This is a genomic window from Shimazuella kribbensis DSM 45090, from assembly GCF_000428065.1.
In the GTDB taxonomy this organism is placed as follows: Bacteria; Bacillota; Bacilli; order Thermoactinomycetales; family Thermoactinomycetaceae; genus Shimazuella; species Shimazuella kribbensis.
Genome location: NZ_KE386621.1, coordinates 37,301 through 52,357, shown reverse-complemented (window position 1 = coordinate 52,357; position 15,057 = coordinate 37,301). Strand labels below are relative to the sequence as shown.

The following is a 15,057-nucleotide window of genomic DNA, read 5'->3' as shown; positions in this document are numbered from 1 at the left end:
ATGTCAAAAAATGATACTGTTTAGGAGTCTCGATGAAAAAAGTGGAACGGATTAATATCATCGTGAGATATATCAACAACCGCTCCCGTTTTACCATTTCTGAAAACATGCGAGAATCTAACATCCCTTGATCTACAATAATTAGAGATATCAGAGAAATTGGGGCCATGGGGATGCCACTCGTCTCTGAAGTTGGAAGGGATGGGGGGTTATTCTGTCATGCACAACCCTGTCCTGACCATAATAAATAATCCATGAAATAAAAAGGCATCTTGCAAATAGTTCCAGTTTGCAAGATGCTTTGCGATATACAGGGTAGAACCAGCCAACCAAACGACGAACCTTAGTTTGACCAACAAATGAAAAATAGACCGATATATTTCCTGTTGATTTTATCGACCCTTTGTTCATCAATTGGACATTGCCAATTTACATTTAGGAAACAAATTATCTATCTTTTCGAAACGAACGATCAATAAAATAAATGCAAGTGAAATGAAAGCATGAAAATAACAACTCGTTAAGGGGAACAAAGAATGAAAAAAACAGTAAAAAAAATCATGGTTACTACACTTGCGATTGGAACACTTATCACTGGATTTTCCTATGTAAATGGAGCACAAGCTTCTGAACAAACACATACGATGCAAGTATCAGAAAAACAGAATCATAAACAATTATTGCTTCAAACCAAAAAATTGGCAGATCAAGGGCGTGTGATCACTTCTAAGGACTTGGGTATTGGTTCTTCTCGTAGAGCCATTGAAGCAAAATGGGGAAAGCCTGACAAAAACAGTAAGAAATTTGATTTAAAATACAGCAAGCATTCTACAAATTTTTATTTTTCTGTTGATGATGAGAAACAAAAATCAGCATTTAATGTGGAAACCAGCGATAAACGATATAGTGCTGTTACATACGATGAAGTAAAAAAAACGTTCGGTAAAGCAAATGAAGAGTGGTTTGAACAGAATGATGAAGGAGAGTTTGAATATTATGTTTCCTATGTTGTAGCTGGCAAGAAACATTATGATCTCCAATTTTGCTTTTACTCAGATAAAAATGGGAAAAAGGGCAAATTTAAGCATGTAGCAGTTAATGATCCAGGTTATATAGCTCCATAGTAGGGGTTCGGCCATCAAAAGCACTTTGAGGGGCCACATCTGAAAATATTTCCATATTTTATCCAAACACTTTTTCAATAGCTTGTTCTAACTCGTTAACAGAGGATTTTGAGTATCGACGAGTAACATTAATGTCGCTAAGTCCAGCGAGTTCAGCAAAGGGCAAGAACTTGGCTACTCTTCAATGGTCCAATAGCCAGAGTTACGGGATGGCTTTGGCAGCGGAGTCCAAGTAGAACGATCGGCATCCGGGCTCCAATCTTTTACGTCTCCGAAATAAATGCCAAGAGCCCAGTAATATTCGTCTTCATGGAGGATAAGGTCATCCTCTGAGGATAGATCCGTTCTGTGCCAACACTTGTTAATTCTGGCAACAGCCTCTGCACGCGTGATTGAGAACTGAGCGATCATCTCATCAACAATCGCATTCAATAAATCTAGCGTCTCGGCGGAAGTGGGCATCAAGAATTTAGTCATTGTTGTAATCACCCTTTTTACAATACTAGGAACTTAATCATACAATATGTGCAGCCTCGATGACATAAAGGGAAGCGATCAATCGATCGCTTTTTTTGTTGTTATCACTCATACAAGCGTACAGGTGGAAATAATGCTATTTTTACACTTTATATATCTATGACATTATCAGATATACAAAATTCGTTCAGAACGGCGTATATTAAACATTTTACATAAAGGAAGTTGATCGAATGGTCCCATTTGGGGATGTAAAAGTAGGCGGACCAGTCTCGAAATTCGCAACTGGTCCTTGGACCTAGAAGTTTTCCCAGTATCCCGTAGTTGTTGTTCCGTTATTGAGATCCGTCACTCGGTCTCGTGAACGAATACTTTCCACCTTGAATTGTTTGCCGTCAGGGAACTCCTGATAGGTGGTATGGTCATCCACGTCCCAGACATTGAATCCATCTGAGCTGTGATCTGGATCGCGATCAGGGTTTTTTTTCTGGCTCATTATTTCTGGACAACAGTTGAATTTATCCGGTTGATAATTCAAAATTTTTAGAAGATAATAGAAGGGACGGAATCAACAAAATATTAAAATTGGGGTGTTTTAATGAAAAGAAGTTTCGTTTTGTTATCTATGTTTTGTTGTACGATTGCGGTGGCCGGATGGGTGCCTCTTGGATCGATATTGTTTTAAGATAAATAGTAATAACAAACCACATGATCTCTATACACTTAGAGATCATGTGGTTTGTTATTGAAGACAGGGTTGCTGCTCTCTTCCACAGGATCTTTTTCGATTGTTGGGGAATTAGGGTTCGCCGTTTGGATGCTGGTTCTATCCCGATTAGTTGGTTATTTGTGTTAAAATATTGCGAGTAAAATCAGGTTCTTAACGATTTTATCAAATATCAAGAAAAATAATCAGAAACGACGAAAGGACAGCTAACATGGAAAACGTATCAAATGTAGATAAATTGGAATCAATAAAATCTTTACAATCGACAATTAGTAAACTCGAAAATGCCTTGTCCCAGATGACTCAGAAAGGCGCAAATACGACCTTAGTAAAGAAACGACTCAAAGCTATTTACATCGGCTTAGCTATACTAGAAAACGTTTGGAATCAAAAACCTCATCACTACACTCAGGAATATTTAGCGGAAGCTCGCAATGTTCTTACTGGTTTATTTCCATCAATTGAGAACAGTTATGCTAAGTCAAAGGCAGGTAGTCCCCAAAAAACGCTTTTAGAAAGAAGAATGAAAGCACTGGAACTAGCTGTTCAAGCGATTGACGATCTTTCCAATGAATAACTTATCTAACTAAACGGGGTAGTGGGACGGTTCCTGCCCTAGTCCGTCAGATAGATTCCAGTATATGGTTCCGTTACCCCTCAGGCGAGAGTTGCTGGTTCTAGGCCATCTAAAGAGTGGCTCAAATCCTTGCAGGCCGAGGTAACTCCAAAAGTGGAAATACCTCCAGAGTGGCCCTCATCAGTCGCCATACCTTAGTCATTTGCGTGCAATAACTGAGAAACAGTCACAAATTGATATCCTTGTTTTTTTAATTCTGGAAGAATTTCTTTCAAAGCCAATACGGTCTTCCTTTGAGTATCATGGAACAACACAATATCTCCATTACTTGCATTTTTGATCACTTTATTTACGATAACTGATTTTCTTCGTTTTTTACTCCAGTCTTTTGTATCTTGATCCCAACTCCACATGATCAATTGAAGTTGGTGTTTTTGCACGGTTTCAATCAATTGATTTGTATATACCCCTTCTGGAGGACGAAATAACTTTGGCTGCATTCCAGTTGTTTGAAAAATCACCTTTTGAGTCATCTCAATTTCGCTCTCCAGTTTCCTTTTGGACAAATTATTCATTGATTTATGATGGAATGTATGGTTTGCTATTTCATGTCCTTCCGAAACCACTTGTCTAGCTATCTCTGGATACCGTTGTACTTTGTAGCCTAAACAAAAAAAAGTAGCTTTTGCTTGATATTGTTGAAGGACCTGTAAAATTTCTTGTGTTACGTTTGAACTAGGGCCATCATCAAATGTAAGAGCAATCCATTTTTTTTGTGTTGGTTTTTCCCAAGTTATTTTATGGTGTTTCTCATAATATTTTCGATCATGAGGGGGACCATCAGCATAGATATTAGGGTGGTTAAAAAGCCTTATACTACTTATTCCTAAAATCATAAAAAAACCGAACCATAACCATTTCATTTTCATTTTCATTTTGCTCCACTTTTTACATATTGTCTATGTAAAAAGTGTGCCCATTCTGATCAAAATAATGAATCTCATCACATGAGACATGTCACTGGACCATTAAAGCGATTGGAAGATATAAACCTATCTATCCTGTTACTTTAGAGTTAAGAATGGAATACATCTCCTTCATTTTTTTCTTTTCTTCTTTTTTCTCTTTATCTTTGTTAGCCCTTTCTATTGATTGGTTAATTTGTTTGTTATAATCGTCATCATCAAAAAGGTCTCGGCGGGTATCCTCAATGAGCTGTACACGTAGTCGGGTGATTTTTCCAACCCTGCCCCACTTTATCCCCTTTCCTCTGCTTGTCCAAATCTCTAGCAAAAAAGGGGCTAACTACTCCCCACATGTTTTTTGGGCTCTTGTGTGATCCAACTTACAAACCTTGCAGGGTGCATATTGTTTTGTTCGAAATACGGTGCAAATGCTTCGTAAAAAGCTTGTTTGATATCTTTTGCTCCGTATATTTATTTACCTACACTTAGTTTTGATTTCTTCAAACTAATCACCCCTCCCATTCAATGTATGCAGACATTCAATGCATAAAAGCATGTCTTATTTAATATTTGCATCGATAAAAATAGTAGGAATATTCCGACTCATATAAAGACGGTGTACCCATAACCATTTCAAAATCTTATCTTTCGAATTCTTTACCTGAGGAAAAAAACCAATACGGATCGTAGCTGATAGCAGTTACGCATCCCTCTTGATTTCACCTTAGTTAACACTACATAATAATTAAACATTCAAAATCCCAATGCAAAGGGACCCTCTACATTGGGATTTTTATTTCTTCAAAAATTTTGCAAAAGGTACATATCACATTGCTGATGTGGTTACGAACGGTTTTCTCACTGATAAACAATTGACCTGCGATGTCTTTGGTGGTTTTATCTTGAACCAATAACTCAAATACTTCCCTCTCCCGATTGGTAAGCAGGGTTTTCCCCTTCTGATTGTGCAACTTCTATGCCACCCTTCCTTGCTCGAGCATTTGGATATGAGGGTCAGGGATTCAGTCAAGTTATCTTATGAGACCACATACCTATGGGTGAAAGCAAAAAAGAAAAATTAGGCGAATATATAGGGGATTAGGGATATATAGGAGCACTGGAAACATTCAGGGCGCCCGGTTGAAACGGGCGCAGGCTAGAGATACCTCTAGCTTTGTTCTACTGGGAATAGGTGTCCACGAGAGTATGGATCAGTTTCTCCAGATCCGGCCCGAAGAGGACGTCCCACGGCACACAGACTCCCTGCTTGAGGATCACCTGACGGTCGATGATCTTGACATTCGGCTCAGGGTCCTCGAACTGGACACCAGCATCACCGAAACACATCGTTCCGGAAATGCAGACACCCGTAGAGAGCTGAAGCGAACTGGTGACCCTCAGCGAAGCGTCAGACGTTTCGAGCTGAGGGGAACTTTCTGACTTGCCACGAAACCGGATTTCCCCGTCGTAGACACCATTTAGCTCGTGCCATCCAGGAGAGATCTTTTCGTCGAACAGGATGAGCAGCTTTCCTCCATACATTCCCATCAGAGCAGACATGTGATTCCCTTTTCTCCAGTAGAAAACGGTGTATAATCATATTGTAATTTGTTTTTAGAAAAATAGGAATATATCATTCTCCTATTTTTAAAATGTCCTCATTTGAGATGGATAGTGATTTTAGTCCTTCCTTCTTTACCACATATGTATTCTCTATCCCAATTACTCCTCTATCAGGAAACGTAAACTTTGGTTCTATTGCAATCACCATATTTTCTTGTAATGGTTGTTTGAAACCATTTGCTAAGATAGGTAATTCATCAATCTCCAATCCTACTCCATGACCCAAAAATTTCGCTTGATCGTCTCCGAATCCCATAAAGTAATCTTGTAAGCCTGATTCTTTCACCATTTTTAGCGCATGTAGATACAAATTTTCACAAGGAGTGCCTGGTACACCGATTTTTTCGACTTCTCTCAAAATATGTTGGCTCACTTGATAAGCTTGCTCCAAATCCGAATCCAATGATCCAATGACTGCCATACGTGTTTGATCGATCATATACCCTTCAACTACTGTACTGAAATCGAGTAAAATAGGTTCATTTTTTGCTAATTTTTTCTGACTTGCCCCTTGAGGACTAGCTACTGTCAATCCTAGTCCTCCAGCCGGTCCATCAAAATAAGTCGGTGTAGCAGCCGCAGCTCCCGAAGTGATCATCCCAAGTGAAAGTTCTTGATTATATCCCCTCATGCGATTGAGATTGATATTGCCATTCACACGTAAGTAATACTCTATTTTTGCAGCTAGTTCTACTTCTGTAAGATCTGTTGAAATCCAAGTTGGTAATAATTGAATGACTTGATCCACCAGTTTAGCAGCTTCTTCAATTTGTGTTTGTTCATACTCAGATTTGATCGACCGTTGATGTCGGATGACTGGAGAAAGATCAACAATTTGTGCTTGTAACATGTTTTGATAACGAACAGCCAATTGATAAGGCAATACATCCAATTCCAAACCGATCGAAACAGGCTTGCCAAATGTCTCGATCATTCGCTCTCCCAAAGTTCTCCTTCTTCCTAAAGGTTCAACCTTTACCTTGCTCTCTTCTTTCGCACGTACTACGCTTTTTTTTACATAAAAAATAGGTTCCCCTGTTTGTGGAACATAAAGTAAACCATTTTGCATCGACCCCGTGTAATAAAAAATATCAACATTCTGCGTAAGAAGGGCAGCTGAAAGAGATTGGTATCTCAATTGTGTTTGCAAAAGGGTTATTCGAGCTATTATTTCTTCTTTCGGAATTTTCGCAAGAAAATCCATCGGAATCATCCTTTACATAGAAGGAATTTTTTAGTGAAATGATAAAATATATGGATAAACAGATGAAGGAGGTACATTCATTATACATAAACCAATTATATGCCTATTGATTGATTCTCTCATGGATGCTCCTTTACAGGAAGAAATCCAAGCTGGTCGAGCCCCTACTTTGCAGTTTCTACGTGATAATGGAACATATTTCCCAAAGGTTGTCAGTACATTCCCTACTATGTCTGTCTCGATTGATACCACCATGTTAACAGGTGAACCGCCTAATATACATGGTATCTATGGCCTTACATATTACAATCAAAAAGAGAAACGTGTTGTCAATTTCGGCACTGGTCCAAAAGAAATTTTTTTGTTTGGAGTAAAACGAGTTCTTCAAGCTGCAATGTTGCAGTTAAATCAAAAATTAATTAGCAAAGATGTTAAAACCATTCACGAAGAAACAAACAAACCTACTGCTTCCATTAATGCCATGGTCTATCGAGGAAAGGACCATACTGAATTACGTCCTCCTTGGATTACATGGTTAACTGGATTGTTGCCTAGAAAAATTCGCACAGAGGCTCCTCCCATCTTTTCATACGGTTCTATTCACACCTTAGATAAGCGATCCAATCCAAAAAGTATGTTGTCTCAATTTGGCGTAAATGATCAATTTTCATCCATGGAGATTATTTCCCTGATAAAAAAAGACAAATTACCTTCTCTTTCACTTGTATATTTCCCAGGAAATGACATCATTGTACACAAAAAAGGAACCTCAGAAGGAAAAGGAATCATGAAAGCAGATAATCAAATTGCATCCATTTTAGATGCATTTGGTTCTTGGGAAGAAGCAATCCAAATATGTAGCTTCATTGTACTTGGGGATAGCGGACAGACCAATATGGTCCAGAAAGATACCTACGTAGACTTGCGTAAAATACTACATCCCTATTCTATCATGCCATTGTCTCGAGATATTGCAAAATCTCAAGATCAACTCATCCTATGTGTTAACGAACGCATGAGCTATATAAACATTTTAGATGAAGAGATATCTTACCGTGATGTTGTCCGTTTATGTAAAACTGAAAAAAAATTAGATGTAATCGCCTGGCAAGAATCAGATGGCTGGATTCATGTCGTAAGTGGACAGACAGATGGAATACTTAGTTTCCGACCGGATGGAGACTATTTAGATGAATATGAACAAAAATGGCACTTAGAAGGAGACATCTCTATACTTGATTTAACCCTTGATGAACAAAAAATTCAGTATGGCATCTATCCTGATGCTTTGTCTCGATTAGCAGGTACACTTACTTCAAATGATCGATCTGTAGTAGTCACTGTTTCTCCAGGATATGAAATTGTTGGCCAAGGTTCACCAAAACACAAAGGAGCATCACATGGCTCCCTGCATCATTTGGACTCACTTGTCCCAATGATAGTAACTGGTATAAAACAAGCTCCTGAACATTTAAGATTGATCAACTTTAAAAAATGGCTTCTTCAACTCTTAGAGGAATGAGCCAAGCCTCCCCGTTCATAAATGTAAAAAAACAGGAAACGGGGAATTTTTTTGTCTACTTTGCTTACAAATACAATTAATCCTGTTCTTCAATGGGATGTAAGCTGGCCAACACTCTCACCTCTTCATCTTGCTTTTTTAGAACTAGAACGTGATCCACACTATGATTTTCTCCCAGCCCAAGATATAGAACCTTATATAACAAAAGCGATAGCTATTGGGTCTCAATCAGCAAAATCCTATATCCAAATGGATCATCTGTCTTTTTTTAACCATGTGCTAAAAGACGATATTCGGATTCATATTCGACAGCAACATCCCGAACATCCCCATATTCGAGCTCAGTATAACAAAAAGAAACAAACGATCTTTATTTATAAAAATTCAATCCAAGAAGTTCAAACATTTCTCTCTACCAAAAAGACAATAGTGAAAGATATAGATGTAATTGCTCTACATGCCTATCATGAATGGTTTCACCATTTAGAGGAAACATCTATAGGAAGGACAGATTTACATTTTCCTACTGTGATCATCAAGCAGCGAGGCCCTTTTTTAGTCAAAAGATCCCTTAATCGCCTTAGAGAAATCGCAGCACATGCATTTACCCAAACAGCTCTTGGACTAGACTGGTCACCTCTTCTTTTGGATGAATACAAATACCATTTTTCAAAAGGACGCAATAAGACACAAATTAGGGAGAGTTTTCAAAACACGGTAAGTACATACTATGCTATAATAAATAAAATAAGTGACTAACTGATAAGAAGTGGAGGGAATTCTGTGGAGAGTTGCATTTGTCCTAAGTTTGAGGCTGCTGTAGAAATATTAGCAAAAAAATGGACGGGACTTATCTTACGGGTTCTCATGGAAGAAAAACGTCGTTTTCGTGATATCCGGGAACAAATTCCACAAATGAGCGAACGGATGTTAGCCGAACGCCTGAAAGATCTAGAGGCTTCTGGACTAGTCAATCGACAAGTGTACCCTGAGACACCTGTACGTATCGAATATACGTTAACAGAAAAAGGTAAAGCGCTTCAACCTGTTTTGGATTCTATCGAAGCTTGGGCTACGGAGTGGATTTAGAGAATGCTTAGTAGTACAGAAGTATCCATTTTTACATTCTGGTAAATATCCATCCAAGAAAACGAACATCTTTTCTTGGATTTTTTCTTTTCGATACTATAAATATGATAAATATGATAAATAATAAATAACATTTAAAAATTAGATAAAATTATTCATTGACTGGTTGACTGCTATTTTGTAATATGAATTCAATAAAATGAAGAGAGTGATAAAAGCCAATGATCAACTAATTCTATTCAAAAAGAAATGTTTATAATTTTAAAAATTAACATTTTCTGGATGTGGTTAATCTAGGCTTTTTTATACTATAAAAATACGATTTTTGCCTTTACAGGGGAAATTGTGTCTTTTTATGTAAACACCTACTCCTATCCGAAAATGGATCAGGATTTTTTTAGTTTCTATTGATAATAAAATAAAACACACGACAAAAATGTATTTTAAAGGAGCAAATAGTATGTCGGAATTAATCTATCATGTAGCAACAACAGCGGACGGTTATATTGCAGATCTTAATGGTACGGCGGACAATTCTATTTTTCTTTATGATGATGAACACGTTCCAGACTTTATCTCTGCTATCCAGCAATATGATGCAGTTTTAATGGGTACAAAAACATATGAATTTGGATTCCAATTTGGCAAAAAACCAGGCGAGCCAGGATATGACGGGATTAAGCATTATATATTTTCGAAAACGATGGATTTTGAGTCCAATGAAGAAGTAGAACTAGTAAAGGACAATGCAGTTGACTTTATTCGAAATCTAAAAGAGACTACAAATCAAAAAATATGGCTCTGTGGTGGAGGACAATTAGCTGGAACACTTCTGGATCATGAATTGATTGACACCCTTATTTTAAAAGTCAATCCTGTGATGATTGGAGAAGGAATACCGCTTTTTGGCCTTAGCAAAAAACGAATCCATTTAGAACTGATCGACCTAAAACACTATCAAAACGGAGTAATTCTCCCAAAATATAAGATCAGATACAAATAACCAAAAAACGAAAACATTTAGATAATAGAAGTAAATTGATTGAAAATAAAATAAAATAACCTCATGACTTGAGCCACTTCAAGTCATGTTTTTGTTTTTAATTGTTATTGGCTAAACAAACACTCTCTACCTCCCTTCACGAACGAGAAATAATTATAAAATAAAATGCTATTATGTATTATCTATTTACTCCACACTTATTTTTCTCCTTAGGTACCTTGCACCCATATGTTAAAATAAAGTTGACTTTGTGGCAAAAAAGAGAGGTTTTTGACATGCAATCATTTGAACAATCAATGCTTACTCTCATCACGGATACTTCTACCCAACTATCCCCTGATGTTCGGGAAGCAATTGACAAAGCAACTGCAAAAGAAGACAGCGGAACACGAGCTGCACTTGCACTCACACGTATTACAGAAAATATCCAAATGGCAAAGGAAAAAGTTTCTCCTATTTGCCAGGACACAGGTATGCCTACCTTTATTGTGCATGTACCTGTTGGAGCCAACCAACTAATCATGGAACAAGCAATTAAAAATGCGATTGCAACGGCTACGAAACAAGGGAAATTACGATCCAATTCCGTTGATTCCCTTACAGGTGAAAATACTGGGGACAACTTAGGAGAAGGTACTCCTGTCATTCATTTTCACCAATGGGAAAAAGATTACATCGATGTCCGTCTTATCTTAAAAGGCGGTGGTTGTGAAAATAAAAACATCCAATACAGTCTTCCAACTGAATTAGAAGGATTGGGACGTGCTGGTCGAGATTTAGATGGTATCCGCAAATGTATTTTGCACAGTATTTACCAAGCACAAGGGCAAGGTTGTAGTGCTGGTTTTATTGGTGTTGGTATCGGTGGAGATCGAACAACTGGCTATGAATTAGCAAAACAACAATTATTCCGTCATGTGGATGATGTAAACCAAAATGAAGATCTAGCAAAATTAGAAGCTTATATTTTGGAAAAAGGAAATACACTGGGCATTGGGACAATGGGCTTTGGTGGAAACACTACCCTACTCGGTTGCAAAATCGGGGTAAATAATCGTCTTCCTGCTAGCTTTTTCGTGTCTGTAGCTTATAACTGCTGGGCATTTCGTCGTCAAGGAGTTACAATCGATCCAGCCACAGGAACTATTCAAAGCTGGTTGTACAAAGAAGAAAGACCCAAAGTAGCTACCAAATCAAAAGAAGAAGCAGAAGATGAAAGCTCCAATCGTCAAGTTGTACTTACAACACCTATCACGGAAGAACAAATTCGCGATCTAAAAGTTGGAGATGTAGTGGTAATTAATGGACTGATTCATACAGGCCGTGATGCACTTCACAAATACTTGATGGATCATGAATCTCCTGTTGATCTGGAAGGAAGTGTTATTTACCACTGTGGTCCTGTTATGCTCAAAGATGAAGCAGGTAAATGGCATGTAAAAGCAGCAGGGCCTACAACAAGTATTCGGGAAGAACCATATCAATCCGATATCATCAAAAAATTTGGCATGAAAGTGGTTATCGGAAAAGGCGGTATGGGGGCAAAAACGTTAAAAGGACTGCAAGAACATGGTGCTGTCTACCTCAACGCAATTGGTGGTGCTGCCCAGTACTATGCAGAATGTATCAAAGACGTAGAGAGTGTAGATTTTCTAAATTTTGGAGTTCCTGAAGCAATGTGGCACCTTCAAGTAGAAAACTTTGCCGCCATTGTAACGATGGACTCCCATGGTAACAGCTTGCATGCAGATGTCGACAAAACCTCTCTCGAAAAACTAGCTCAATATAAGGAAACTGTTTTCAAATAAATTTCTGTTCACTTCTGGTTCACAAAACGGTAAAATAGAGAGGGATTGTCGAATCGAATCCCTCTTTGTACTTGTTTTTTACTTTTTAAGGAGGTTTGACTTTGAAACTCTTATCAAAGATTTCATTGGTATCACTCTCACTTCTAACCGCATTGACTCTTGCCTTACCCACTGGGGCATTCGCAGATGCAGTTGAAGGTGATAGTGTTGTAACATTAGGGAAAGACCTTACATTACAACAACAAGAGAGCATTTTAGCTGAGATGAAAGTACCTAACAATGTAAATAAAATCTATGTAACAAACCAAGAAGAACATCAATACCTTGGAAAATATATGTCCGCTGCAACCATTGGAACCCGTGCTCTTTCCTCAGCAAAGATTACGATTGCTGCACCTGGATCTGGTATTTCCGTTAAAACCAATAATATCACTACGATTACTGATGCCATGTATGCCAATGCAGCAATTACCGCTGGTGTAAGAGATGCAGATATTTATGTAACAGCCCCGATTCGTGTTTCGGGAACTGCTGGTCTTACAGGGATTATCAAAGCGTTTGAAAAAGCAACAGGTAAACAAATTAGCGAAAACCAAAAACAAGTAGCGAACCAAGAGATTGTTCGTACACAAGATATCGCCAAAGATATTGGCGGGGATTCTCAAGCTGCTGGTAACCAAGCTGCACAATTTATGAATAACTTAAAACAAGAAATTGCAACCCAAAATCCACAAACTCCTCAAGAATACAAAGATATTATTATCAATGTAGCTGGAGACTTAAACATCAACCTCAATCAAACTACCATCAATCAATTGGTCACTTATGGGCAAGCATTTGCTGGACTAAATATTGACTATAGCCAATTGAGCGATCAAATCTCCAAGTTGCGTGGAAGCCTTGGTGAAGTATTGAGTGTAGATCCTCAAGGATTTTTTGATACTATCTTTGAATGGCTAGGAAGTCTCTTTAGTACGATTGGTGATTTCTTCACCTCTTCTTCTTCACAAAAATAGTGTTATCTCATAAAAAACATCCCGCGATTGCGGGATGTTTTTTATGTTTGTTAGGCTTCGTAGTATATCTTTTTCATTCTAGTATGAACCACAGCATCACAGTTTCAGCACCTTATTCAAGTGATGTCATTCATGAAAGTTAACTTTTGACACTCCCACGGCTTTTCTCTTTGTTGATTATTATTTGCATCACAACAGATAGATTCTTTGCGCTTTAGAATGATTCATGTATGATCACATCATCTAGTGACAAACGCGTAGTTGTATATGCTGAGCTGCTCGCAATACCAATAGTCATCATCATAACTGGAACAAATCGCTTTGGTATGTGAAGCTTCTCTATCAATGGATCAACCTGAAAGCCACCCATAGGAACCGTATCGTATCCTATTGATTTTGCTGCCAACATCAATTGCATGGAAAATAAGGAAGCATTGAGAAATGCACTATCGCGAGATTTGTAGTTCCTTAGTTTGTATTCTTCCTCGGTATCCTTTGCTATTTGTGAATAAACTTCTTTTGGCATCACACCAGAATGAACCAACGGAAGATGTACTTTCTCTACATTTTTATTGGCTTCCAGATCACCTAGAATGATAAAAACAGCAGAAGCATCTACAACTTGTTGTTGATTGTTAGCAATCGGTAAAAGAGCCCTTTTCTGTTCTGGATCTTGGACTACGATCACTTTCCAATGTTGTAGATTCCAAGCAGATGGAGCAGTTTGAGCCATACGGATAATTTCATGCAATTCTTCTTGAGGGATCATGTGATGTTTCTGAAATTCACGAACAGATTTCCTTTCTCTTACTAATTGATCAAATTGTAGCGTGGTAGATTTTTGCATTTGGAACTTCCCCCTAATTTTTATGATGCAACATTCGTATTTTTCGTTATATGATTGGTTTTCCCACTAGATTTATTGCCCCATCTTCCTGCTAGATTCGTCCCTAGCACTCCTACAATAATCATTATCGCTCCAACGATATGAACATAAGTAAGTAACTCACCAAGGAAAATTGCTCCGGCTACTATCGAAACCAATGTACTTAAATTCATAAACACACTTACTTTATACGCCTCTAATTTCGCTAGCGCAAAATTAGACAAAATGATCGCGAAAACAGTACTAAAAAGAGACAAATATAAAATACTGTACCAGAACACGGGTTGATTGATAGTGGCTATCAAAGTAGATATGGTACCGGCTGTGACATGCTGAGTAATACTTGCTCCTGAAAAGCTGATAAAACTAAGCATGATAACCATATAACTCATATCATAAGGTTTGAAAGTGGAACCCAAACGTCGAACAAATATTGTGTATACAGCAAAAGACAAAGTAGATGCAAGTAATAATAAAATACCCTTCATATGCCCCAAGGAAAAACTAGAACCTTGCATAGCAAAGATAAAAATGACACCTGATACGGATAACAATAGTGATAATTTTTGCCATATATTTGTTTTCTCTTTTAAAAATAACGTTGCTAATATAATCGTAAATATCGGCGCAGTTGCTTGAATGATTCCACCTTCAGCAGATGTGGCTTCAAGTAAACCCCATGTTTGAAGAGTGAAAAAAAGAACAGGATACAACAGAGCAAATGGCACAAACCGATAAAAATCTTTTAATTTCACATTCAACTTTACCCAACCAAATAAAACCGGTATTGTTAAAAATATAAATGCTAACATAAACCGAATTGCTAAAATATCAAGCGGTGCTGCTATAGGTACAATTAATTTTACAAACATAAATGAGAGTCCTATGAATAATGAATACAAAATCGCAGCTAGATAGCCCATTTTGATTCCTTTTTGTTGTGTCATAATGTGTTTCTCCTCAACTGTAATTTGGCTGGCCAACCGACTATCGTAAATATACCTTGGTTTGATATCGTTGACTATCTTCAAATACC

Annotated in this window: 16 protein-coding genes and 1 pseudogene; 9 read left to right on the top strand and 8 right to left on the bottom strand. The window is 37.7% G+C overall.

The genetic code is table 11. From position 1 onward, the window contains the following. Positions 1-32: 32 nt before the first annotated feature. Both A3GQ_RS26485 and A3GQ_RS0122015 read left to right on the top strand, forming a co-directional pair. Positions 33-246, top strand: a pseudogene (locus tag A3GQ_RS26485) (HTH domain-containing protein); the annotation flags it as partial. A gap of 290 nt (positions 247-536) precedes the next feature. Continuing rightward, positions 537-1,124 (top strand): DUF4309 domain-containing protein, encoded by a 588-nt coding sequence (locus tag A3GQ_RS0122015; protein ID WP_028778852.1) that lies wholly within the window; start codon positions 537-539, stop codon positions 1,122-1,124. Positions 1,125-1,298: 174 nt separating this feature from the next. Here the strand turns inward: A3GQ_RS0122015 and A3GQ_RS25365 are convergent, their stop codons facing one another. After that, positions 1,299-1,586, bottom strand: a complete 288-nt coding sequence (locus tag A3GQ_RS25365; RefSeq protein WP_156877901.1) for a hypothetical protein — start codon at positions 1,584-1,586, stop codon at positions 1,299-1,301. 953 nt (positions 1,587-2,539) lie between these two features. Here A3GQ_RS25365 and A3GQ_RS0122005 point away from each other — a divergent pair. After that, the gene (locus tag A3GQ_RS0122005) at positions 2,540-2,905 is read left to right on the top strand and encodes a hypothetical protein (RefSeq protein WP_028778851.1); all 366 of its coding nucleotides are present in this window, start codon (positions 2,540-2,542) and stop codon (positions 2,903-2,905) included. A 194-nt stretch (positions 2,906-3,099) separates the two neighbouring features. On the opposite strand, the gene A3GQ_RS0122000 is transcribed toward A3GQ_RS0122005, so the two are convergent. From A3GQ_RS0122000 to A3GQ_RS0121980, 5 genes are all read right to left on the bottom strand, one after another. Further along, complete coding sequence (locus A3GQ_RS0122000; protein WP_028778850.1) at positions 3,100-3,840, bottom strand: polysaccharide deacetylase family protein; 741 nt, start codon at positions 3,838-3,840, stop codon at positions 3,100-3,102. 121 nt (positions 3,841-3,961) lie between these two features. Beyond that, positions 3,962-4,198 carry a hypothetical protein gene (locus A3GQ_RS0121995; protein ID WP_028778849.1) on the bottom strand — a complete coding sequence of 79 codons (237 nt, stop codon included), beginning with the start codon at positions 4,196-4,198 and terminating at the stop codon, positions 3,962-3,964. 451 nt (positions 4,199-4,649) lie between these two features. Then, positions 4,650-4,841, bottom strand: coding sequence for a helix-turn-helix domain-containing protein (locus tag A3GQ_RS0121990; RefSeq protein WP_028778848.1), 192 nt, complete (start codon positions 4,839-4,841; stop codon positions 4,650-4,652). Between the two features lie 208 nt (positions 4,842-5,049). Then, positions 5,050-5,430: a hypothetical protein gene (locus A3GQ_RS0121985; RefSeq protein ID WP_028778847.1), complete on the bottom strand. Its 381-nt coding sequence runs from the start codon at positions 5,428-5,430 to the stop codon at positions 5,050-5,052. 73 nt (positions 5,431-5,503) lie between these two features. Then, positions 5,504-6,697: a M24 family metallopeptidase gene (locus A3GQ_RS0121980; RefSeq protein WP_051272263.1), complete on the bottom strand. Its 1,194-nt coding sequence runs from the start codon at positions 6,695-6,697 to the stop codon at positions 5,504-5,506. 106 nt (positions 6,698-6,803) lie between these two features. Between A3GQ_RS0121980 and A3GQ_RS0121975 the strand changes: the two genes are divergently transcribed. The 6 genes from A3GQ_RS0121975 to A3GQ_RS0121950 all read left to right on the top strand — a co-directional run bounded on the left by A3GQ_RS0121975 (position 6,804) and on the right by A3GQ_RS0121950 (position 13,135). After that, a complete protein-coding gene (locus tag A3GQ_RS0121975) occupies positions 6,804-8,219 on the top strand; it encodes an alkaline phosphatase family protein (RefSeq protein WP_051272260.1) in 1,416 nt (471 codons plus the stop codon). A 51-nt stretch (positions 8,220-8,270) separates the two neighbouring features. Beyond that, positions 8,271-8,978, top strand: coding sequence for a hypothetical protein (locus A3GQ_RS25945; RefSeq protein ID WP_051272257.1), 708 nt, complete (start codon positions 8,271-8,273; stop codon positions 8,976-8,978). A gap of 24 nt (positions 8,979-9,002) precedes the next feature. Further along, entirely contained in the window at positions 9,003-9,308 is a 306-nt protein-coding gene (locus A3GQ_RS0121965) for a winged helix-turn-helix transcriptional regulator (protein WP_037465903.1), read from the top strand. 460 nt (positions 9,309-9,768) lie between these two features. Further along, positions 9,769-10,311: a dihydrofolate reductase family protein gene (locus A3GQ_RS0121960; RefSeq protein WP_028778843.1), complete on the top strand. Its 543-nt coding sequence runs from the start codon at positions 9,769-9,771 to the stop codon at positions 10,309-10,311. 275 nt (positions 10,312-10,586) lie between these two features. After that, positions 10,587-12,119: a fumarate hydratase gene (locus A3GQ_RS0121955; RefSeq protein ID WP_028778842.1), complete on the top strand. Its 1,533-nt coding sequence runs from the start codon at positions 10,587-10,589 to the stop codon at positions 12,117-12,119. A gap of 101 nt (positions 12,120-12,220) precedes the next feature. Continuing rightward, positions 12,221-13,135 (top strand): DUF1002 domain-containing protein, encoded by a 915-nt coding sequence (locus tag A3GQ_RS0121950; RefSeq protein ID WP_028778841.1) that lies wholly within the window; start codon positions 12,221-12,223, stop codon positions 13,133-13,135. A 214-nt stretch (positions 13,136-13,349) separates the two neighbouring features. Here the strand turns inward: A3GQ_RS0121950 and A3GQ_RS0121945 are convergent, their stop codons facing one another. Beyond that, positions 13,350-13,982 (bottom strand): nitroreductase family protein, encoded by a 633-nt coding sequence (locus A3GQ_RS0121945; protein WP_028778840.1) that lies wholly within the window; start codon positions 13,980-13,982, stop codon positions 13,350-13,352. A 20-nt stretch (positions 13,983-14,002) separates the two neighbouring features. Next, a complete protein-coding gene (locus A3GQ_RS0121940; protein WP_028778839.1) occupies positions 14,003-14,968 on the bottom strand; it encodes a DMT family transporter in 966 nt (321 codons plus the stop codon). Positions 14,969-15,057: the final 89 nt, after the last annotated feature.

What these genes read in the sequence shown, in the direction of transcription:
- A3GQ_RS0122015 (WP_028778852.1), top strand. Translation starts at nt 537, where the DNA reads ATGAAAAAAACAGTAAAAAAAATCATGGTTACTACACTTGCGATTGGA.
- A3GQ_RS25365 (WP_156877901.1), bottom strand. Translation starts at nt 1,586, where the DNA reads ATGCCCACTTCCGCCGAGACGCTAGATTTATTGAATGCGATTGTTGAT.
- A3GQ_RS0122005 (WP_028778851.1), top strand. Translation starts at nt 2,540, where the DNA reads ATGGAAAACGTATCAAATGTAGATAAATTGGAATCAATAAAATCTTTA.
- A3GQ_RS0122000 (WP_028778850.1), bottom strand. Translation starts at nt 3,840, where the DNA reads ATGAAAATGAAAATGAAATGGTTATGGTTCGGTTTTTTTATGATTTTA.
- A3GQ_RS0121985 (WP_028778847.1), bottom strand. Translation starts at nt 5,430, where the DNA reads ATGTCTGCTCTGATGGGAATGTATGGAGGAAAGCTGCTCATCCTGTTC.
- A3GQ_RS0121980 (WP_051272263.1), bottom strand. Translation starts at nt 6,697, where the DNA reads ATGGATTTTCTTGCGAAAATTCCGAAAGAAGAAATAATAGCTCGAATA.
- A3GQ_RS0121960 (WP_028778843.1), top strand. Translation starts at nt 9,769, where the DNA reads ATGTCGGAATTAATCTATCATGTAGCAACAACAGCGGACGGTTATATT.
- A3GQ_RS0121955 (WP_028778842.1), top strand. Translation starts at nt 10,587, where the DNA reads ATGCAATCATTTGAACAATCAATGCTTACTCTCATCACGGATACTTCT.
- A3GQ_RS0121945 (WP_028778840.1), bottom strand. Translation starts at nt 13,982, where the DNA reads ATGCAAAAATCTACCACGCTACAATTTGATCAATTAGTAAGAGAAAGG.
- A3GQ_RS0121940 (WP_028778839.1), bottom strand. Translation starts at nt 14,968, where the DNA reads ATGACACAACAAAAAGGAATCAAAATGGGCTATCTAGCTGCGATTTTG.